Below are 20610 nucleotides of genomic sequence, written 5' to 3' on the forward strand. Positions count from 1 at the left end.
AAACGATGCAGCACGGCAAGTACCGGTTCATCGTGGGGTTTCTCGTGGCCCCACTGGCGTTGTACGCCATCTTCGTCATCTGGCCCTTCGCCCAGTCCATCTACTACTCGTTCACGGACTGGACCGGACTGAGCCCGGACTTCCAGATGGTCGGCTTCGACAACTACAGCCGGATGCTCGACGACAACATCTTCTGGAAGTCCTTGCAGCACAGTGTGCTGCTCGCCCTGCTGCTGCCGCTGGTGACGCTGGGTCTCGCACTGTTCTTCGCCTTCATGCTCAATGTCGGCGGCCGGCGACGGAAGAACGCCGCGGTTTCCGGGGTGCGAGGCTCCTCCTTCTACAAGGTGGCCTATTTCTTCCCCCAGGTGCTGTCGATCGTGATCGTGGCCCTGCTCTTCCAGTTCGCGTTCAACCCGTCGTCCGGAATGCTCAACGAGACACTGAAGGCGGTCGGCCTCAAGAGCCTTCAGCCGGACTGGCTCGGCGACCCCGATCTGGCGCTCTACTGCGTGATGGTCGTGCTGATCTGGTCGACGGTCGGATTCTTCGTCGTCCTCTTCTCCGCCGGAATGGCGTCCATCCCGAAGGACTTCTACGAGGCCGCCCTGCTCGACGGGGCCAGCCGCATCACGACGTTCTTCAAGATCACGCTGCCGCTGCTCTGGGACACCGTGCAGTCGGGCTGGGTCTACATGGGCATCCTGGCGCTCGGCGTGGAGGCCTTCACCGCCGTACAGGTCATGACGGTCGGGCCGGGTGGTCCCGACTACTCCACCACCGTCCTGCCGCTGTACGTCTACCAGACGGCCTTCCGGGACGCCCAGGCCGGCTACGCGACCACCATCGGGGTCGGGCTGCTGATCGTCACCATGCTCTTCGCGGGCATCGTGATGCGCCTCGGCCGCCGCGAGCGGCTGGAGTTCTGATGCCGGCGTCCCCGATGTTCCGCGACCGGACGGCCGGCTGCGCACAGATCAGTTCGGTCCCGGTGGCCGGCCCGACAGTTGTACGAGGTGAGCACACGTGAAGGTCACTGAGACTCCGCCCGCCGTCCCGGCCCCGCGCTCGCCGGTGGCGAAGACGGACGCCCCGGCCGTCGAGGCCGCGAAGAGCAGCGAGGGCAAGGTCCTCAACGTCTTCTCGCACGGCGTGCTGATCATCTGGGCCGTGCTCGTCGTCATGCCGCTGCTCTGGGCGGTGATGGCGTCGTTCAAGACCGACGACTCCATCCTCTCGACCCCCTGGGCACTGCCGGACAAGCTGCACTTCGAGAACTGGTCACGGGCCTGGAACCAGGCCCACATGAGTGACTACTTCCTGAACACCATCCTGGTGGTGGGCGGTTCACTCATCGGCACGCTGCTGCTGGGTTCGATGGCGGCCTACGTCCTGGCACGGTTCGACTTCCCCGGGAACCGCTTCGTCTACTTCCTCTTCATCGGAGGGATGAGCTTCCCGATCATCCTGGCGCTGGTCCCGCTGTTCTTCGTCATGAACAACATGGGCCTGCTGAACTCGGTGCACGGGCTGATCCTGGTCTACATCGCCTACTCGCTGCCGTTCACCGTCTTCTTCCTCACCTCGTTCTTCCGGACGCTGCCGACCTCGATCGCGGAAGCGGCCATGCTCGACGGCGCGTCGCACACCCGGACGTTCTTCCAGGTGATGCTGCCGATGGCCAAGCCGGGCCTGATCAGCGTCGGCATCTTCAACTTCCTCGGGCAGTGGAACCAGTACATGCTGCCGACGGTGCTGAACACCGACCCGGACGGCAAGGTGCTCTCCCAGGGGCTGGTCGAACTGGCCACCAGCCAGGGGTATAAGGGGGACTGGTCGGGTCTGTTCGCCGGCCTGGTCATGGCGATGCTGCCGGTCCTCCTCGCCTACATCGTCTTCCAGCGCCAGGTCGTCGCCGGCCTGACGGCGGGGGCGCTCAAGTAGGGGGACCCGAGCGTCCGCGGGACGTGCCGCAGGGGCTCCTCCGTCCAGCCGGACGGAGGAGCCCCTGCGGCGTCTCACAGCGTGCGCCGCACCCCCGCCTGGCGCTCCAGGTCGCGCAGCTGCACCGCGAGGTCGCCCTCGACGGCCGTGTGGGCGGGCCCGCTGCGCCCGATGGGCAGGACCTCCGCACTGCGCATGTCCTCCAGCATCAGGGCGAACGCCGCGTACATCGCGACGAGCGCGACGAGGAGTCCGAGCCCTCCGGCCGTGTACCTGAGCCACTCGGCCCCGGTCAGCCCGGCCAGGCCGGTGGCCGCCCACCGGGGCAGCGAGACGACCAGGACGAGCCAGAGGGCGCGCTTCGGCCGGGTGACGGCGACCATGAGCGCCCCGAAGCACAGGAACGCCAGGTTGAACACGCCGAGCACCCTGGCTTCCCCGGCCACGCCCGTACCCATCACGAGGGCGTACGCCAGCCAGCTGCCGGCGAACGTGCCCATGAGGGTCGCCGCGATCACGTCCCGGGCGCCGAACGCCAGGTGGCTGACCAGGAGCTGGAGGACGAAGGCGGGCAGCACGCAGAGGGCGACGGCTGTGCGGTCCGCGGTGTCGAGGACGCCGAGCTGGAGGCAGGCCGTCATCACGGAGGCGATCGCCACCGTGAAGAAGCCCAGTGGCATCGGTGAGGCGATGGGGCGCAGGTTGATGCGCGTCATCGCCCTGAGGTCCGCTTCGAAACGGCGGCCCGGGGCCGCGTCCGGGCCCTGGCCCGGCCCGGCGGCGGATGCGGTACTCATCAGAGGGTTCCCTTGGGTCAGTGCGCGAAGCAGGGGTCGGGGAAGGGCGGGGACACGGCGGGCGTGTGGCCACGGGCGGCACGCCACAGACGGTGGTCCTCCGACTCGGCCACGGCTTCGGCCATGAGCAGGGCCTGGCGCGCGCCGGTGGAGGCGTATCCGCCGAAGTGGGCCACCGGGCTCCACGCGGGGCTGACCGGTGGGACGGCTTCGTCGAGACCTTCGTACTCCGCTCCCGCGTGGACGATCCGCCCTCCGACGACGGTGAGCACGGATTCGATGCCGGGGATGACGGCCTCGGGCACGGTGAGGAAGTCGTCCGAGAGGACGGCGAGGTCACCGTAGAAGCCCTCCCGCAGGACGCCCTTGACGTCCTGCTCGCCCGTCAGCCGGGCACCGCCCCGCGTGTACAGCCCCAGGGCGGTCTCCCGGTCGATCAGCTCCCCGGCGGGCCGCAGCGCCGTGCCACCGACGGTGCGGCCGCTCACGAGCCAGTGGAGCGCGACCCACGGGTTGTACGAGGACACACGGGTGGCGTCGGTCCCGGCGGCGACGGTCAGTCCCCGGCTGAGCATGGCCCGCACCGGCGGGGCGTGGGAGGCGGCCTCGGATCCGTAGCGGTCGAGGAACGCCGGGCCCTGGAAGGACATCCGGTTCTGTACGGACAGGGCGCCGCCCAGGGCCGCGATCCGGTCCAGGCTGTGCGCCGAGACCGTCTCCGCGTGGTCGAAGAGCCAGCAGTTCCCGTCGGGGAAGAGCCCTTCGGCCGCGAGCTTCTCGAAGACGGCCAGGTCGCGGCCGATGGTCTCGTCGTAGGTGGCGTGGAGCCGGAAGCCCCAGCCCTTCTCCATCAGCAGCCGGACCGCCTGCTCGAACTCGGCCTCGTACCCCTCGGCGAGTTCGGGGCGGGGCTCGGAGAAGTTCTCGAAGTCGGCTGCGGCCCAGATCAGGTTCTCGCCCGCTCCGTTGAGGCGGAGCCACTCGTCGCCGTCCTCGGGACGGACGGCCCCGGTCCAGCGCCTGAGGTCGGCGATCTCCTGTCCGGCCGTCTGCGGGAACAGGTGGTAGGCGATCCGCAGTGACAGCTCCCCCGATCTGGCCAGGTCGACGACGGTGGCGTAGTGGTCGGGGAAGCTCTGGAAGCCGCCGGCCGCGTCCACGGCCGAGGTCAGACCGAAGCGGTTCAGTTCGCGCAGGAAATGGATGGTGGACGTCCGTTTGTCGGCGTCGTCCAGGGCCGGTGCCTTCGCCAGGGTGGAGTACAGGACGAGGGCGCTCGGCGCCGCCAGCAGTACCCCGTTGGGTTCGCCGTCACGGCCCCGCACGATCTGCCCGCCGCGCGGGTCCGGGGTCTCGCGGGTGAACCCCGCGGCCTGCACGGCTGCCCTGTTCATCAGCGCGGACTGGTAGAGGTGCAGGACGAAGACGGGGGTGTCGGGTGCGGCGGCGTTCAGCTCCGCCACGGTCGGCATCCGCCGTTCGGCGAACTGCTCGGCGGTCCAGCCGCCCACGACGCGGATCCACTGCCCCTTCGGTGTGCGGCCCGCCTGCTCCCGCAGCATGGCCAAAGCCTGGCGGAGGCTGCGCACACCGTCCCAGCGGAGTTCGAGGACGTAGTTCAGGCCGCCTCTGATGACGTGCAGGTGCGAGTCGTTGAGCCCGGGGATCACGCGTCGGCCGAGCGCGTCGACGATCCTGGTCGCCGGCCCCACGAGGGAGGCGAGGTCGTGGTCGTCGCCGACGGCCACGACCCTGCCGTCGCGCAGGGCGACGGCTTGGGCCGCGGGGCGCGCGGGGTCGCCGGTGAACACCTTGGCGTTACGGACCAGGAGGTCCGCCGGCGGGTGCTCCGGGTGCTCGGCGGGGAGCAGGCCCGCCACGGGCATGCTCGTGGTGCCGGTCATGCCAGGGCCGTGCGCAGGGTGTCGGCCGCGAGACCGATGGCGAGCTCCGCCGCCCGGGTCCCGCGCAGCGCGTTCAGCATGACGAAGTCGTGGATGGTCCCCTCGACGCGCAGGGCGGTCACCGGAACGCCCGCCGCCCGGAGCTTCGCCGCGTAGGCCTCGCCCTCGTCGCGCAGGACGTCGGCCTCGGCGGTGATCACCAGGGCGGGCGGCAGACCGGTCAGTTCGTCGAGGGAGGCGCGCAGCGGCGAGGCGGTGATCCGCGCCCGCTCGGTCTCGTCGGTCGTGTACTGGTCCCAGAACCAGCGCATGGCGTCACGGCGCAGGAAGTAGCCCTCGGCGAACCGCTCGTACGATTCGGTGTCGAACGAGGCGTCGGTGACCGGGTAGAAGAGCACCTGATGGGCGAAGCTGACGTCGCCGCGCTCCTTGGCCATCAGGGCGAGGGCGGCACTCATGTTCCCGCCGACCGAGTCACCGGCGACGGCGATCCGGCTTCCGTCGAGCCCCTTCAGGTGTCCCTCCCGGACGATCCACCGGGCGACGCCGTAGTTCTGCTCGATGGCGACGGGGTAGCGGGCCTCGGGCGAGAGGTCGTACTCGGGGAAGACCACGGCGGCCCCGGTGGCGACCGTGAGGTCACGGACGAGCCGGTCGTGGGTGTGGGCGTTGCCGAAGACCCAGCCCGCACCGTGGACGTAGAGGATGACGGGGAGGGGGCCCGTGACACCGCGGGGGCGGACCACCCGGGCGCGGACGCCGCCGGTGGGACCCGCCTGGACGGTGATCCACTCCTCGTCGACGGCGGGAAGGTCGACGCCCTCGTCGCTCTGGACGTCGTCCACGGCCTTGCGGCCGTCGGCCACGGGGATCTGGTAGAGGTACGGCGGCTGTGCCGTGGCATCGGCGAAGGCCTGGGCGGCGGGCTCGAGTACCGGCTGGTCGGACATGGGGTCTCCTTCAGGGGGAACGGGGCGGAACGAGGGACGGGAAGGCGGCGCGGCAGGCCGCTCAGGCGAGGAAGGCGAGCAGCGCGGCGTTGACCTCGGCGGCGTGGGTCAGGATCAGACCGTGCGGACCGCCGGGGACCACCTTCAGTTCGGCGCCGGCGATGCTCTTCGAGAGCGGTATCGCGGTGGCGTCGATGGGGAGGGTGCGGTCGGCGTCGCCGTGGATGATCAGGGTGGGGACGTCGATGCGCGCGAGGTCCGCCCGGAAATCGGTGAGCCAGGCCTGGACGCAGTCGAGGGTCCCCTTCGCGGAGGCGCCGACCGCCACGTTCCAACTGGCCTGCACCGCCTGCTCGCTGATGCGGTCACCGCCGAGGACGTCGACGTTGTAGAAGTCCGCCAGGAAGTCGCTCATGAACGCGAACCGGTCGGCGACGATGGCCTCCTCGATGCCCTTGAAGACGCTCCCGTCCACACCGCCGGGGTTGTCCTCCGTCCGGAGCAGGAAGGGGGGAACGACGCCGATCATGACGGCCTTGGCGACGCGCCCCGACCCGTAGGTGCCGAGGTAGCGGGTGACCTCGCCGCTGCCCATGGAGAAGCCGACCAGAACGGCGTCGCGCAGGTCCAGGGCGGTCAGCACCTCGTGCAGGTCGGAGGCGAACGTGTCGTAGTCGTAGCCGTCGGCGGGCTGGTCGGAGCGGCCGAAACCGCGCCGGTCGTAGGTGACGACCCGGTGGCCGGCGGCGAGCAGAGCGGCGGTCTGCTTCTCCCAGGACGCTCCGTTCAGCGGCCATCCGTGGATCAGCACCACGGGCCGGCCCGAGCCGTGGTCCTCGTAATGGAGCTCGACGGGGGCGGAGTTGCCCTCGGCCACCTTGATGAACGGCATGTGGTTCTCCTTCGTGGGAACGACCGGAAGCCGGTCGCAGGGGGTGGATGGATGTACGTGCCCGTCAGGCGCGCACCAGGGGTGTGTCGACGAGGTGTTCGGCCAGGAACCACACCTGCGCCTCGCCGGTGCGGACGACCTGGGAGACGAGCAGGTCGTTGCTGCCCTCGTCGCCCTCGGCCGAGAGCCGGGCCGCGGCGTCCCGGGCGTCGATCAGGATCCGCTCGTGGGCGTCGAGGAGACGCGAGAGCATGACGGGCACCTTCTCGACGCCGTCGGGCGGCCGGGGGACCGAGGTCAGTTCCGCGACGTGGCGCGGATCGCCGACCGCGACGCCGCCGAGGCTCTGGACCCGCTCGGCCAGGGCGTCCACGATCGCCAGCTGCTCGTCGGCGTGCTTGTCCAGCATCAGATGGAGGGAGTAGAAGGTCGCTCCACGCATGAGCCAGTGGTGCTTCTTGTAGAGCGAGTACAGGATCTGTGTGTCGGCGAGCACGCGGTTCAGCCGCTGGCAGGCGTACGTCCGGGTGTCGTGGCCGAGCCCGACCGGCAGCTGCTTGAGGGTCCCGAACGGCTGGGTCTCCTCGCCCGTCTGATGCAGCAAGGGCTGTCCGGTGTCGTGCGGGGTGGTGGCGGGGGCGGTGTGCATCGAGTGCTCCTGATCCTGGGCAGGCCGGGCGGCCGGCCTCGGTGGAGGGGTGGGGCGGGTCCGGGGGTCCGCCGGAAAGGGGTGTGCGCGGACGGACCGGGCCCGCAGCGTGCGTCCGGCGCTCAGCGCCGGACCGCGGATTCCGTCGTGGGGGAGGCGGGCTCCGCCGCGGGGCCGCGGTGCAGGACCAGCCGGGCGATGAGCCCGCTGCCCACACCCACCGCGAGGACGGGAACCGCCCACCGGAGCGGGTACGGCGCCAGGCCGAGCGATGCGTCGAGCGACCAGGCCCCGGGGCCGGTCGCGGCCAGGGCTGCGGCGGTGACGATCAGGACGAGGGGGTACTCGTAACCGTCGTTCTGCACCCACAGGCCGTTGTGCCGCTTCACGGTGAGGGCGACGGTCATGACCCCGATGGTCCCGGCGGCGGCGAGCGGGGTGAGGAGCCCGGCCGCCAGCAGGAGACCCGATCCGATCTGGCCGCCTCCCGCCGCGAGGGCGGTCAGGACCCCGCCGCTGAAGCCGTCGGCGCGGAACTCCGCGGCCCCTCCGGCGAGTCCGTCGCCACCGAGGTGCGAGCTGACCTTCTGGACGCCGTGCGCGGCGACGAGCAGTCCCACCAGAAGGCGCAGGACCAGGATGCCGGTGTCCAAGGAGGTCAGCCGGCCGCGTGCGCGCCGATGACGGCCTGCGCGTACACGACGCCCAGCCCGTACGCCCCGGCGTGCTCCTTGACGATCTCCATCACGGCGCCGTAGGTCTCCTGGCGCGCCCAGTCGCGCTGGAGCTCCAGAAGCACCTGCACCCAGGTCACGGGTACGGCGCCGGCGGCGAGCATCCGCTGGAGGGCGTGCTCGTGCGCGGCCGGACTGACTCCGCCGGAGGCGTCGGAGACCACGTAGACCTCGTAGCCCTGCTCCAGCGCGGACAGCGCGGGCAGGACGAGACAGACCTCGGTCCACAGGCCCGACAGGATGATCTTCCTGCGCCCCGTCGCCCTCACCGCGGCCACGAGCGCCTCGTCCTCCCACGCGTTCATGGAGGTGCGGTCGACGACCTCCGCCTCGGGGAAGACCTCGGCGAGCTGCGGCAGCAGGGGCCCGGAGAACGACTCGGCGGCGACCGTGGTCAGGACCGCAGGCACCTCGAACGCCCGGGCCGCCTTGGCGAGTCCCACCGTGCTGTTGATGATCGCCGCGCGGTCGCCGCTCCCGGTGCCGAAGAACATCTGCGGCTGGTGGTCCACGAAGAGCATGACCGAGTTCTCGGGCGTGAGCAGGTCTGCGCTCGGAGCGGCCTGCACCTTGGTGATGTCGAACACGAGGGGTGTCCTCTCGAAGGAGTCGGAATGAGCGCCGGCCACACGGCGCGGCTGGGCACGGACCGAAGCTACGGCCGGAGTGCCGGGCCGTTTTGTCTTCCCGCGCACAGCCGCTGGCACGACAGCGCACTACCGGTGAGCTGCTTCTTTTCGGCATTTTTTATGATTGGCCTTTGATGTGTGGACGTCGCCGCCTGTGAGCGGCGATCGGAACTGCTGGAGGACCTGGGGTGACGGGTGGGCAGGTGGCGTTCGGCGCCGTGCTGCGGGAGCTGCGACTGGCGAGGTCACTCACGATCGAGGGGTTGTCCGAGACCTCGGGCATCAGCGTCAGGGGCATCGGTGACCTGGAGCGTGACCGCAGGGCCGCACCGCAGCGCCGTACGATCGCCGCGCTCGCGGACGGGCTCGCCCTGGAGGAGCCGGAGCGCGAGCGCCTGCTGGCCGCCGCTCGTTCGGGGCGCAGCTCCTCCTACCGCCCGGTCGGCGTGCGTTCCTTCCCGCGGGGCGTGGACGACTTCACGGGGCGCCACCGGGAGCTGGCCCTGCTCACCGAGTGGGCCGGGGAGTCGCGGGAGCGTCCGGTCGTGGTGGCCGTCTCCGGGTCGCCGGGCGCCGGAAAGACGACGCTGGCGCTGCACGCGGCGCGACGGGTGGCCGACGGGTTCCCGGACGGACAGCTGCTCGTGGACCTGAGGGGCACGCACGACGCGCCGCCCGAGCCGGCCGAGTTGGTCGTCACGGTACTCAAGGCGCTGGGGACGCCCGATCGTGAACTGTCGAAGGCCGGGCCGGGGGGAATCGCGGATCTCTACCGTCACGTGTTGTCGGAACGGCGGCTGTTGCTGGTCCTGGACAACGCCCGGGACGAGGCACAGGTGCGCCCTCTGCTCCCGGGCGCGGGTGGCGTCCTGACTGTGGTGACGAGTCGGCGGATGCTCACCGGACTGGAGGGCGTCCACCGCCTGTGGCTGGGACAGCTCGGCCCGGAGGACGCCACGGCGCTGCTGGCAGGCATCGTCGGATCCGGGCGGGCGGCGGCCGAGCAGGACGCACTGGCGGACGTGGCCCACCGGTGCGGCTACCTGCCGCTGGCGCTGCGGGTGGCAGGCAACTGGCTCGCCACCCGGACCGGCTGGACCGTGCGGCGGCTCGCGGAGCGCCTCGCGCAGGAGGAACGCCGTCTGGACGCGCTGTCAGCCGGCGACGTGCGGGTGGCGGCCGCCTTCGACCTGTCCTACCGGCAGCTGACCCCGGAGGCGGCACGCGTGTTCCGGCTCCTGACCGTGGTGCCCGGTCCGGACGCGAGCGCCGCGTGCGCGGCCGTGCTCACGGGGTACGACGTGTTCGACGCCGAGGACACCCTGGAGGAACTGGTCGAGGCGGGGCTGCTCGGCACGGAGGGCACCCGCTACCGGCTGCACGATCTCCTGCACCTGTACGCCCGGGCCCGGCTGGCCGAGGACGAGCCCGCCGATGCCGTCGAGCGGTCGAGGGGGGACCTCCACCGGTGGTTGCTGGAGACGGCGGTCACGGCCGGCCGGTGGTACGAGCCCGACCACGGTGCCCCACCGGCCGCCTGGCGGGGCATCGTCGACCTGTCCAGCGCCGAACGGGCCCGGGAATGGCTCCAGGCGGAGGGGGCCAACTGGCTCGCGGCACTCCGTGCCGTCTCGGCGGCCGGCCGTCACGCCACGGTGGTGGAGGTCGCCGAGGCCCTGCACTGGTTCTCCGACCAGTGGATCTTCTGGGGACACTGGGCCGAGGTGTTCGGCCTGGCCGTGCGGGCGGCCCGGGCGCTGAATGATCCGTCGGTGGAGGCGACCCAGCTGAACTACCTCGCCTGGGCGGTGCTGTTGTGCGAGGCCCGCCCCCGGGACAGCCTGGTCCACTCCGCCGCCGCCCGCGCCTCGGCCGGCGCTGCGGGCGACCTGGTGCAGCAGGCATGGTCCCACCAGTACAGCGGCTGGGCGCACCGGTTGCTGGGCGAGACCGACGAGGCCCTCGCCCACATCGGCGAGGCCGCGGACCTCTTCGCACGCGCCGACTACGTCCACGGGCTGTTGCAGACCCCGTTCCACCAGGCCTTGTTGTTCTCGGGCGCGGGCCGATTCGAGGAGGCGTTCGAGATGTTCCGGAGGACCCTGCGCGCGCTGGAGGACCACGCGGACCGGATCGAACCGCACGTCGCCGCGATGACCCGGCTCGGCGCGTACGGAGGCATGGGCACCGTGCTGAGCGGCCTGGAGCGCTGGGACGAGGCCGTGGCGCACCGTGAGCGCGCGCTCGGCATCTGCGCGGAGATGGGGAACACCGCCCTGGAGAGCCGTGAACTGACCCAGCTCAGCGATGCCTTGCTCGCCGCAGGCCGGGTCGAGGAGGCGCGTGCGTGCCTCAGGCGCTGTGTACGCCTGGGGCCGGACGCCGATCCCCAGCGGGTGACCATGGCGCGTGAGCGGCTCGCGCTGCTCGACGCCCAGGAGGACCGCCGCGACGGCTCGTAGAGGCGTCCCCTTGCGTGGTTTTCTGCCTGCTTTCTGCCTGGAGACGCCGCTGACCTGCTGGTTGGCTGGTCCAGGCGGACAGGAGCGGTGCCGCCGTCCGTGGGCAGCACGAGTGGAGGACGTACGGGTGAGTCAGGTCGTGCCGGGAGAACCGGTTTTCCGCGGCGAAGGGCCGAGCGGGTGGCGCGAGGCCCCCGGGAGTGGCCTGGGGACGGTCCACATCACCCCCGGGGACCAGGAGACGTTCCCCGGGCGCGTCCGCACCACCCAGGTGGGCTTCGTCCGCGTCCTCGACCTGGAGGCGGACGCCCGGCGCACCGGCCGGACGGAGACGCACCTCACCGCAGGGCCCGCGCCCTTCGTCGCCTTCGGCATCCAGAGGCAGGGCGCCGCGGAATTCGCGCAGGGGGACAGGAGGGTCTCGACGGGGCCGGGGGACCTGCTGCTGTGGGACACGGCGCTGCCGTACACCCTCCACCACTGCGCCGCGTCCGCAGTTCGGATCGTCCTCCTGCCGCGGCACACCCTCGGAATCCGGGACGCCGACCTGCGGGCGGTCACGGGCACCGTCGTCGGCACGGCGGAGGGGTTCGGATGCGCGCTGTCCGCCCTTCTCGCCACGCTGGTCGCCGCCGGCGAGCCGCGCTCCTCGGCAGTCGGCGACCTGTCGGCCGAGAGCGTCGTGAACTTGTTCCGTGCGCTGGTCGCCGAGTGCGGGCGCCGGTCCGGCGACAGCCCCGCGGATTCCGGTACCGGGCGCGAGCACCTGCTCGCGCGGATCCGGTCCCACATCGACGTCCACCTCGCCGACCCCGGTCTCTCACCGGGCGCCGTGGCGCGGGCCCACCACATCTCCGTGCGCTATCTGCACCGGCTCTTCGAGGCCGAGGGCATCACGGTGGCCCGCTTCATCAAGCAGCGGCGGCTGGACCAGTGCGCACGGGAACTGGCACGCCGGAGCCCGTCGCCTCCGACCGTGTCGTCGATCGCAGGGCGGTGGGGGTTCGTCAACGCGGCCCATTTCAGCCGCACGTTCCGCGCCGTCCACGGTCATTCCCCCGTGCAGTGGCGTGCGCTGCGCACGGCGACGGAGCAGGAGGCCGTACGGCTCACAGGACCGGCCGGGCAGGACTGACGCCGTCCTCGCCGACCGCGCGCACGGTCGGTCCGCAGGGGCGTACGGCGGCTCGCGTGAGCGGGAGGCCCCGGCGCGTCACCCCGTCACGATGCGGTCGACCGCCGCTTCCACCAGCCGGTCGCGCTCGGCCTCGGAGAACACGTCCGGCAGCGTGAGCTGTTCGACGATCAGCCAGTTGAACGTCAGGATGAGCAGGCGGACGGCGGTGGCGTCGCCCGGCAGTCCGGACGCCTCGTGGTAGGCCACATTGGCCTCGACGTCCGCGCGTACCTGCTCGGTCAGCACGGTCCGCAGCGCCGGGCGCCGGGTGGATTCGAGGCGCAGTTCCAGCAGGGCCAGGTAGCCGGTGCGGAAGGCGCTGATCCGCCCGATCAGTTCACGCATGAGCACCGTGTAGGTCTCGCGGTCCCTGGGGGCGGACCGCTGGCGTTCGACCGTCGCCTCGTCGGGCTGGAGCCGTTCGTAGACCCGGGCGGCCGCCTGGGTGAGCAGGTCGTCACGGTTGGCGAAGTAGTTGGAAGCCGTCCCCGTGGGCACGGCGGCCTCGGCGTCCACCGCCCTGAAGGTCAGTCCGCGCGCGCCTTCCCTGGCCAGCACCTCGATCGAGGCGTCGACGAGGGAGGCCCGTCGCGCGTCGTTCCTGCGCACCATTGACACCACTCCATCTGTAGTACTACGTTCTAACCACTTCAACCACAGTACTATGAATGGATCGCCCTTGCGAAAGCTCGTGTACTACGTCGCGGTCACCATCGACGGCTACATCGCCGGTCCGGGGGGAGAGTTCGACTTCTATCCCCAGGGGGACGAGACCCAGGCGGCCGCCTACATGAAGTCGATGAACACCCGCTATCCCGAGACCGTCCCCACCTTCGCCCGGGCGGGCGTGGGCCTCACGGACGCGCCCAACCTGCGGTTCGACACCGTGCTGATGGGGCTCGGCTCGTACCGTCCCGGCCTGGACGCGGGTTTCACCAGCCCCTACGCCCACCTGCGCCAGTACGTCGTGTCCACCACGCTGGCACCCGACACCGACCCGGCCGTCACCGTGGTGCCCGGGGACCCCCTCGCGCTGGTGCGCGAACTCAAGGGGGAGCAGGGCCAGGACATCTGGCTCTGCGGCGGCGGTCTTCTCGCCGGCGCGCTGCTGCCCGAGATCGACGAGCTGATCATCAAGAGCTACCCGGTCGTCGCGGGATCCGGGATCCCGGCGTTCAACGGAGCGTTCGACCCCACGCTCTTCAAGGTCACCGAGCGCACCTCGTTCGACAACGACGTGGCCGTCACCTGGTTCTCCCGGCGCTGACGGGGCCGGTGCGCCGTCGTGTACCGGTGCGGGTGCCGTTGTCCCGGTGCCGGCCGTCCTTGCCTTCACCCGGACAACAACTGTCACCAGAAGTGAACAGGCCACGCCTGGCCGTGAACCGCCTCCCGGCCCCGGCCGGTGGGCGGTTCACGCAGGTTTCCGGGTTTTTGCGGCTGTCCGGATATGGAGGCCCGGTGCTCATAGGAGGCTCCGACTGCTCAAGGTCTTGACGGGGGGCACCCCAAAACGCTCAGCTTAGGGTTCACATGTTAGAGAAAACGGCAGGAGTGAGTGAGTCGATGGAGACTCCCGGGTCGCAGACATCTCTGCATAGGGCCAACCTTGAGCGGGTCGTACGTGCCGTAAGGATGGCGGGGTCCCTGACCCAGGCTGAGATCGCCAGAAGCACCGGGCTCTCCGCAGCCACCGTCTCCAACATCGTCCGTGAGCTCAAGGAGGGCGGCACGGTCGAGGTGACCCCCACCTCGGCGGGCGGCCGCCGCGCCAGGAGCGTCTCCCTGAGCGGGGACGCGGGCATCGTCATCGGGGTGGACTTCGGCCACACGCACCTGCGGGTGGCCGTCGGCAACCTGGCCCACCAGGTGCTGGCCGAGGAGTCCGAGCCGCTCGACGTGGACGCCTCGTCCGCGCAGGGCTTCGGCCGGGCGGAACAGCTGGTCAACCGGCTGATCGAGACCACCGGGATCAGCCCGGGGAAGGTGATCGGCGTCGGGCTCGGTGTTCCGGGCCCGATCGACGTCGAATCCGGCACGCTGGGCTCCACCTCGATCCTGCCGGGCTGGACGGGCATCAACCCCAGCCAGGAGCTCGCCGGACGCCTCGGGGTGCCGGTCTACGTCGACAACGATGCCAACCTCGGGGCGCTCGGAGAGCTCGTCTGGGGAAGCGGGAGGGGCGTCAGGGACCTCGCGTACATCAAGGTCGCCAGTGGTGTCGGCGCCGGCCTGGTGATCGACGGGACCATCTACCGGGGGCCCGGCGGCACGGCCGGCGAGATCGGCCACATCACCCTCGACGAGTCGGGTCCCGTCTGCCGCTGCGGCAACCGCGGCTGCCTGGAGACCTTCACCGCGGCCCGGTACGTCCTGCCGCTGCTGAAGCCCAGCCACGGGCCGGATCTCACCATGGAGCGGATGGTCCAGCTGGCCCGCGAGGGTGATCCCGGATGCCGCAGGGTCATCGGGGACGTCGGCCGGCACATCGGCAGCGGCGTCGCGAACCTGTGCAACCTGCTCAACCCGAGCCGGGTCGTGCTCGGGGGATCCCTCGCGGAGGCGGGGGAGTTGGTGCTCGGGCCCATCCGCGACTCGGTCTCGCGCTACGCCATTCCCAGCGCCGCACGGCAGCTCTCCGTGCTCCCCGGAGCGCTCGGCGGACGGGCCGAGGTGCTGGGCGCGCTGGCCCTCGTGCTCAGCGAGATGGGGGATTCAACCCTTTTGGAAAGCACCCTCCCTGCCGCGACGCCTGCCTTCACTTAGATAACGAATGGCACCGTTGTCATCTCGTTAAGGATTTACTCCTTGACGCTGACCTCGCGGCCGAGTTGACTTCCAGCCACCTCGGCCGCAACGTCGCGGCCTCGTCAGGGAGGTTCGAAATGAACACGCGTATGCGTCGTGCCGCCGTTGCCGTTGCCGCCACCACCATGGCCGTCTCGCTCGCAGCGTGCGGAAGTGCCAAGGAGTCCGGCGACAAGGCCAGCACCGACTCGGGCAAGAAGGGCGACGCCCTCAAGATCGGTCTGCTCCTTCCCGAGAACGTCACCGCACGTTACGAGAAGTTCGACAAGCCGATCATCGAGAAGAAGGTCAGCGAGCTGACCGGCGGCAAGGCGGAGGTCATCTACGCCAACGCCAAGCAGGACGCCACGCTGCAGTCGCAGCAGGTCGACACCATGATCACCAACAAGGTCGACGCGCTCATCATCGACGCCGTCGACTCCAAGGCCATCGAGAACAGCGTCAAGAAGGCCAAGGACGAGGGCATCCCCGTCGTCGCCTTCGACCGCCTCGCCGAGGGCCCGATCGACGCCTACACCTCCTTCGACAACGAAGAGGTCGGCCGCGTGCAGGGCAAGGCCCTCCTGGAGGCCTTGGGCGACGCCGCCAAGCCCACCATCGTCATGATGAACGGCTCGATCACCGACCCGAACGCCGCGCTCTTCAAGAAGGGCGCCAAGTCGGTCCTCGACGGCAAGGTGACCTACGGCAAGGAGTACGACACCAAGGAGTGGAAGCCGGAGAACGCCAACTCCAACATGGAGGGCGCGATCACGGCGCTCGGCAAGGACAAGATCGCCGGCGTCTACTCCGCCAACGACGGCATGGCGGGCGGCATCATCCAGGCCCTCAAGTCGGCCGGTCTCTCCAAGCTCCCGCCGGTCACCGGTCAGGACGCCGAACTCGCCGGTGTGCAGCGCATCGTCACCGGTGAGCAGTTCATGAGCGTCTACAAGTCGTACCCGCAGGAAGGCATCGTCGCCGCGGAGATGGCCGTCGCGCTCGCCAAGGGCGAGAAGCTCGACACCATCGCCACGTCCAAGGTCGACAACGCCGGCACGAAGGGCATCGCCACCGTCCTCGTCCCGGTCGTCTCGCTGACCAAGGACAACATCAAGGAGACCGTCATCAAGGACGGTATCTGGACGCTCGACGAGATCTGCACGGCCAAGTACAAGGCCGCCTGCACCTCCGCGGGCCTGCAGTAGGCCCTCCGCCCGGCACGCCCCCCAGGGGCGGCAGGGCGGCCCCGAAGCCTGTCCGGCGCCCGGTCCACCAACTGTCCCGCTACCGGGCCGGGCGCCGGACGGAACGCTTCTGCTGTTTCTCACTTCTGCTCAACCACCGCACCTCCCCCCAGGTGCGGTATCCCCGCCGGGTCAGGCGGCGAAGGAGATGGTTCACGTGTCCGCTACGCCCGTGTTGGCGTTGCGAGGGGTCTCGAAGCGATTCGGTGCCGTCCAGGCGCTCACCGACGTCGAGCTCGAGGTCCACGCCGGTGAGGTGGTCGCCCTGGTGGGTGACAACGGTGCCGGTAAATCAACGCTGGTCAAGACGATCGCCGGGGTGCACCCCATCGATGACGGAGTCATCGAGTGGGACGGCCGACCGGTCCAGATCAACAAGCCGCACGATGCCCAGAACCTGGGGATCGCGACCGTCTACCAGGACCTCGCGCTCTGCGACAACATCGACGTCGTCGGCAACCTCTACCTCGGCAGGGAGCTCCGCAAGTTCGGGATCCTCGACGAGGTCGAGATGGAGCGACGTTCCCGCGAGCTCCTCAGCACGCTGTCGATCCGCATCCCCAGCGTCCGCATACCGATCGCGTCGCTCTCCGGCGGTCAGCGCCAGACCGTCGCCATCGCGCGTTCGATGCTGGGCGAGCCCAAGCTCGTCATCCTCGACGAGCCCACCGCCGCGCTCGGCGTCGAGCAGACCGCCCAGGTCCTCGACCTCGTCGAGCGGCTGCGCGAGCGGGGACACGCGGTCATCCTCATCAGCCACAACATGGCCGATGTGAAGGCCGTCGCCGACAAGGTCGCCGTGCTCCGGCTGGGCCGGAACAACGGGGTCTTCGACGTGAAGACCACCTCGCAGGAAGAGATCATCTCCGCCATCACGGGTGCCACGGAGAACGCCGTGACCCGTCGTGCGGCGCGCAACGCGGAGGCCCAGAAGTGACAACCGACAAGACGTCCACCGCAGTGGTCAACCCGGAGGCCGCCAAGGGCGCCGACACCGTGGTCGACCCCCGCCTCCTCGTGCGCGAGCAGGGCTTCGGCGGCTACATCACCGAGTTCAAGCGCAAGATGCGCGGTGGTGACCTGGGCTCGATCCCCGTGATCATCGGCCTGATCATCATCTGCGTGGTCTTCCAGAGCCTGAACTCCGAGTTCCTCTCCGCGAAGAACGTCAGCGACATCGCCGTGACGATGGTGGCCACCGGCATGATGGCCGTCGGCATCATCTTCGTGCTGCTGCTCGGCGAGATCGACCTCTCGGTCGGCTCGGTCAGCGGTGTCTCCGGCGCCGTCGTCGCCGTGCTGAGCGTCACCCACGGGATGAACGAGTGGCTCGCCGTCCTCGTCGCGATCGTCAGCGGCGCCGTCATCGGTGCCATCCACGGCTTCTTCTTCGCACGGATCGGCGCCCCGGCGTTCGCCGTGACCCTCGCCGGTCTGTTGTTCTGGCTGGGCTTCATGCTCCAGCTGCTCGGTGACACCGGCACGATCAACCTGGACAGCGACGGCGTCGTCGGCCAGCTGACCACGTACTACTTCTCGGACGTCGCAGCCGCCTACGGCCTCGCCGCCGTCGCGGTGATCGGGTACTTCCTCTCCGCGTTCCTCGACACCCGCCGCCGTGAGGCCGCGGGCGTCCCGTCGCGGCCGATCGTCGACATCGTGGTGCGCACCGTGATCCTCGCGGTCTTCGGATTCGGCGCCGCGTTCATGTTCAACCAGTACCGCGGCCTCCCGCTGGCCCTGGTCCTCTTCCTCGTCGTCCTGGTCGGCACGGACTTCGTCCTGCGCCGCACCTCCTACGGCCGGAAGATCTTCGCGCTCGGCGGCAGCGTCGAGGCGTCCCGCCGTGCGGGCATCAACGTCACCGCCATCCGCATCTCGGTCTTCGCCATCGCCGGCACCTTCGCGGCGATCGGCGGCCTCTTCTGGGCCTCGAAGATCGCGGCGGCCAACCAGGGCTCCGGCGGCGGCGACCTCCTGATGAACGTCATCGCCGCGGCCGTCATCGGCGGCACCAGCCTCTTCGGCGGCCGGGGACGCACCTGGAACGCGCTGCTGGGTGTCATGGTGATCGTCTCGATCCAGTACGGCCTGGCCCTGGAGGGCATCGCCACACCGATCAACTACATGATCACCGGCGCTGTTCTTCTCATCACGGTCGTGATCGACTCCATCACCCGCAAGACGCAGAAGACCGCAGGCCGCGCCTGACCGTCGTACCTGCACAGAGGTGCCCGGCATCGTCCGCGATGCCGGGCACTCGCACGTCCGCCGTGTCCCGGCGCGGCGCGGCGGAATGCGCCGCCCGATGACCGGGGCCGCCGGCGGAACATTAGACTCATCGGATCGACACGCTCGACCAGCTCACAAGCAAGGAGGCACGGGTGGACCTGCTGACCCGCATCAAGGGACCGCGTGACCTGGACCGGCTCGGCCTCGAGCAGCTCGACCAGCTCGCCGGGGAGATCCGCACCTTCCTCGTCGAGGAGGTCTCCAAGACCGGCGGCCACCTCGGCCCGAACCTCGGCGTGGTCGAGCTGACCATCGCCCTGCACCGGGTGTTCGAGTCCCCGCAGGACAAGGTCCTCTTCGACACGGGCCACCAGAGCTACGTGCACAAGCTGCTCACCGGCCGGCAGGACTTCTCGAAGCTCAAGAGCAAGGGCGGCCTCTCCGGATACCCGTCCCGCGCCGAGTCCGAGCACGACGTCATCGAGAACTCGCACGCCTCGACGGTGCTCGGCTGGGCCGACGGCCTCGCCAAGGCCAACGAGGTCCTCAAGAAGGACGACCACGTCGTCGCCGTGATCGGTGACGGCGCGCTCACGGGCGGTATGGCCTGGGAGGCGCTGAACAACATCGCCGCCGCCAAGGACCGCCCCCTCGTCATCGTCGTCAACGACAACGAGCGCTCCTACGCCCCGACCATCGGCGGCCTCGCGAACCACCTCGCCACCCTGCGCACCACCGACGGCTACGAGCGCTTCCTGGCCCGTGGCAAGGACCTCCTGGAGCGCACACCCGTCGTCGGCAGGCCGCTGTACGAGACCCTGCACGGCGCCAAGAAGGGCCTCAAGGACTTCATCGCCCCGCAGGGCATGTTCGAGGACCTCGGCCTCAAGTACGTCGGACCGATCGACGGCCACGACATCGAGGCTCTGGAGTCCGCGCTCCAGCGAGCCAAGCGCTTCGGCGGCCCGGTCATCGTGCACTGCCTCACGGAGAAGGGCCGCGGTTACACCCCCGCCCTCGAGGACGAGGCGGACCGCTTCCACGCGGTCGGCAAGATCCACCCGGACACCGGCCTGCCCATCTCCACCTCCGGCCTCGACTGGACCTCGGTCTTCGGCGAGGAGATGGTCAAGCTCGGCCACGAGCGCGACGACATCGTCGCCATCACCGCGGCCATGCTCCAGCCCGTCGGCCTCGGCAAGTTCGAGGAGGCATTCCCGGACCGGATCTACGACGTCGGGATCGCCGAGCAGCATGGCGCGGTGTCCGCGGCCGGCCTGGCCACCGGCGGGCTGCACCCCGTCTTCGCGGTCTACGCGACCTTCCTCAACCGCGCGTTCGACCAGGTCCTGATGGACGTCGCCCTGCACAAGTGCGGAGTGACCTTCGTCCTGGACCGGGCCGGCGTCACGGGCACGGACGGCGCCTCGCACAACGGCATGTGGGACATGTCGATCCTCCAGTGCGTGCCGACCCTGCGCATCGCCGCCCCGCGCGACGCCGACCAGGTCCGTGCCCAGCTGCGCGAGGCCGTAGCCGTGGACGACGCACCCACCGTCGTCCGCTTCTCCAAGGGCGCGGTCGGCCCGGCGGTCAAGGCCGTCGGTACGGCCGGCGGCATGGACATCCTGCGTGCGGCGGGCACGGGCACCCCGGACGTCCTCCTGGTCTCCGTCGGCGCCCTGGCCCCGATGTGCCTGGAGATCGCCTCGCTGCTGGATGCCCAGGGAATCTCCACCACCGTGGTCGACCCGCGCTGGGTCAAGCCGGTCGACGAGGCGCTCGCCCCGCTCGCCGCGGAGCACCGGGTCGTCGTCACCGTCGAGGACAACAGCAGGGCCGGGGGTGTCGGCTCCGCCGTCGCCCAGGCACTGCGTGACGCCGGCGTCGACGTACCGCTGCGCGACTTCGGCATCCCTCCGGTCTTCCTGGACCACGCCTCGCGGGGCGAGGTCCTGACCGAGATCGGGCTGACCGCGCCGGACATCGCCCGGCAGGTCACCGGCCTCGTCGCCAAGCTGGACGGCCGGTACGAGAGCCGGGCCGCGGAGCCCGTCCGCGACTGACCCGACCGCACGGCCGTGGGCCGGTCGGCCACCCCACTCGGGTGGTCCGACCGGCCCATTCGCGTGAAATCGTACGGCGCGGAGCGTGCGGGGGGCCGCCCGTTCCGAATCATGGCGTGCACGACGAGCGCGTGGAGGTA

General features: G+C 70.2%; 18 protein-coding genes. 10 read left to right on the forward strand and 8 right to left on the reverse strand.

What is annotated here, in order from left to right; translation table 11 throughout:
- Positions 1-5 precede the first annotated feature (5 nt).
- Positions 6-929: a carbohydrate ABC transporter permease gene (locus tag ACFC51_RS34825; RefSeq protein WP_376381063.1), complete on the forward strand. Its 924-nt coding sequence runs from the start codon at positions 6-8 to the stop codon at positions 927-929.
- A gap of 97 nt (positions 930-1026) precedes the next feature.
- A complete protein-coding gene (locus tag ACFC51_RS34830) occupies positions 1027-1944 on the forward strand; it encodes a carbohydrate ABC transporter permease (protein ID WP_376532750.1) in 918 nt (305 codons plus the stop codon).
- Between the two features lie 74 nt (positions 1945-2018).
- On the opposite strand, the gene ACFC51_RS34835 is transcribed toward ACFC51_RS34830, so the two are convergent.
- The 7 genes from ACFC51_RS34835 to ACFC51_RS34865 all read right to left on the reverse strand — a co-directional run bounded on the left by ACFC51_RS34835 (position 2019) and on the right by ACFC51_RS34865 (position 8457).
- Entirely contained in the window at positions 2019-2741 is a 723-nt protein-coding gene (locus ACFC51_RS34835; protein WP_376532751.1) for a GPR1/FUN34/YaaH family transporter, read from the reverse strand.
- 17 nt (positions 2742-2758) lie between these two features.
- On the reverse strand, positions 2759-4645 hold the full coding sequence (locus tag ACFC51_RS34840; protein WP_376376622.1) for an amidohydrolase: 1887 nt from the start codon (positions 4643-4645) through the stop codon (positions 2759-2761).
- A complete protein-coding gene (locus ACFC51_RS34845; RefSeq protein ID WP_376532753.1) occupies positions 4642-5595 on the reverse strand; it encodes an alpha/beta hydrolase in 954 nt (317 codons plus the stop codon). The genes ACFC51_RS34840 and ACFC51_RS34845 overlap by 4 nt, the downstream gene beginning before the upstream one ends.
- A gap of 61 nt (positions 5596-5656) precedes the next feature.
- Positions 5657-6487 (reverse strand): alpha/beta fold hydrolase, encoded by an 831-nt coding sequence (locus ACFC51_RS34850; RefSeq protein ID WP_376532755.1) that lies wholly within the window; start codon positions 6485-6487, stop codon positions 5657-5659.
- A gap of 64 nt (positions 6488-6551) precedes the next feature.
- Complete coding sequence (locus tag ACFC51_RS34855; protein ID WP_376532757.1) at positions 6552-7136, reverse strand: Dps family protein; 585 nt, start codon at positions 7134-7136, stop codon at positions 6552-6554.
- A gap of 122 nt (positions 7137-7258) precedes the next feature.
- Positions 7259-7789, reverse strand: coding sequence for a DoxX family protein (locus ACFC51_RS34860; protein WP_376532759.1), 531 nt, complete (start codon positions 7787-7789; stop codon positions 7259-7261).
- A 5-nt stretch (positions 7790-7794) separates the two neighbouring features.
- Positions 7795-8457, reverse strand: a complete 663-nt coding sequence (locus tag ACFC51_RS34865; protein ID WP_376532761.1) for a hydrolase — start codon at positions 8455-8457, stop codon at positions 7795-7797.
- Between the two features lie 230 nt (positions 8458-8687).
- On the opposite strand from ACFC51_RS34865, the gene ACFC51_RS34870 reads away from it, so the two are divergent.
- Both ACFC51_RS34870 and ACFC51_RS34875 read left to right on the forward strand, forming a co-directional pair.
- The gene (locus ACFC51_RS34870) at positions 8688-10961 is read left to right on the forward strand and encodes a tetratricopeptide repeat protein (protein WP_376532763.1); all 2274 of its coding nucleotides are present in this window, start codon (positions 8688-8690) and stop codon (positions 10959-10961) included.
- A gap of 127 nt (positions 10962-11088) precedes the next feature.
- Complete coding sequence (locus ACFC51_RS34875; RefSeq protein ID WP_376376608.1) at positions 11089-12096, forward strand: helix-turn-helix domain-containing protein; 1008 nt, start codon at positions 11089-11091, stop codon at positions 12094-12096.
- 78 nt (positions 12097-12174) lie between these two features.
- On the opposite strand, the gene ACFC51_RS34880 is transcribed toward ACFC51_RS34875, so the two are convergent.
- Positions 12175-12750: a TetR/AcrR family transcriptional regulator gene (locus tag ACFC51_RS34880; RefSeq protein ID WP_376376606.1), complete on the reverse strand. Its 576-nt coding sequence runs from the start codon at positions 12748-12750 to the stop codon at positions 12175-12177.
- Between the two features lie 67 nt (positions 12751-12817).
- On the opposite strand from ACFC51_RS34880, the gene ACFC51_RS34885 reads away from it, so the two are divergent.
- The 6 genes from ACFC51_RS34885 (at position 12818) to dxs (ending at position 20470) form a co-directional block, all read left to right on the forward strand.
- A complete protein-coding gene (locus ACFC51_RS34885) occupies positions 12818-13405 on the forward strand; it encodes a dihydrofolate reductase family protein (protein ID WP_376376604.1) in 588 nt (195 codons plus the stop codon).
- Positions 13406-13704: 299 nt separating this feature from the next.
- Complete coding sequence (locus ACFC51_RS34890) at positions 13705-14904, forward strand: ROK family protein (protein WP_376376602.1); 1200 nt, start codon at positions 13705-13707, stop codon at positions 14902-14904.
- Between the two features lie 119 nt (positions 14905-15023).
- Positions 15024-16133, forward strand: coding sequence for a sugar ABC transporter substrate-binding protein (locus ACFC51_RS34895; RefSeq protein ID WP_376376600.1), 1110 nt, complete (start codon positions 15024-15026; stop codon positions 16131-16133).
- Positions 16134-16320: 187 nt separating this feature from the next.
- Positions 16321-17109 carry an ATP-binding cassette domain-containing protein gene (locus ACFC51_RS34900; protein WP_056791786.1) on the forward strand — a complete coding sequence of 263 codons (789 nt, stop codon included), beginning with the start codon at positions 16321-16323 and terminating at the stop codon, positions 17107-17109.
- A complete protein-coding gene (locus tag ACFC51_RS34905) occupies positions 17106-18383 on the forward strand; it encodes a sugar ABC transporter permease (RefSeq protein ID WP_376376597.1) in 1278 nt (425 codons plus the stop codon). The genes ACFC51_RS34900 and ACFC51_RS34905 overlap by 4 nt, the downstream gene beginning before the upstream one ends.
- A 173-nt stretch (positions 18384-18556) precedes the next feature.
- Entirely contained in the window at positions 18557-20470 is a 1914-nt protein-coding gene (gene dxs / locus ACFC51_RS34910) for a 1-deoxy-D-xylulose-5-phosphate synthase (RefSeq protein WP_376376596.1), read from the forward strand.
- Positions 20471-20610: the final 140 nt, after the last annotated feature.

Source organism: Streptomyces sp. NPDC055962 (genome assembly GCF_042270185.1).
GTDB lineage: Bacteria > Actinomycetota > Actinomycetes > Streptomycetales > Streptomycetaceae > Streptomyces.

Bases quoted from the DNA above. Each gene is read 5' to 3' on its own strand.
- ACFC51_RS34825 (WP_376381063.1), top strand. From the start codon at position 6: ATGCAGCACGGCAAGTACCGGTTCATCGTGGGGTTTCTCGTGGCCCCA.
- ACFC51_RS34835 (WP_376532751.1), bottom strand. From the start codon at position 2,741: ATGAGTACCGCATCCGCCGCCGGGCCGGGCCAGGGCCCGGACGCGGCC.
- ACFC51_RS34840 (WP_376376622.1), bottom strand. From the start codon at position 4,645: ATGACCGGCACCACGAGCATGCCCGTGGCGGGCCTGCTCCCCGCCGAG.
- ACFC51_RS34845 (WP_376532753.1), bottom strand. From the start codon at position 5,595: ATGTCCGACCAGCCGGTACTCGAGCCCGCCGCCCAGGCCTTCGCCGAT.
- ACFC51_RS34850 (WP_376532755.1), bottom strand. From the start codon at position 6,487: ATGCCGTTCATCAAGGTGGCCGAGGGCAACTCCGCCCCCGTCGAGCTC.
- ACFC51_RS34855 (WP_376532757.1), bottom strand. From the start codon at position 7,136: ATGCACACCGCCCCCGCCACCACCCCGCACGACACCGGACAGCCCTTG.
- ACFC51_RS34880 (WP_376376606.1), bottom strand. From the start codon at position 12,750: ATGGTGCGCAGGAACGACGCGCGACGGGCCTCCCTCGTCGACGCCTCG.
- ACFC51_RS34890 (WP_376376602.1), top strand. From the start codon at position 13,705: ATGGAGACTCCCGGGTCGCAGACATCTCTGCATAGGGCCAACCTTGAG.
- ACFC51_RS34895 (WP_376376600.1), top strand. From the start codon at position 15,024: ATGAACACGCGTATGCGTCGTGCCGCCGTTGCCGTTGCCGCCACCACC.
- ACFC51_RS34900 (WP_056791786.1), top strand. From the start codon at position 16,321: ATGGTTCACGTGTCCGCTACGCCCGTGTTGGCGTTGCGAGGGGTCTCG.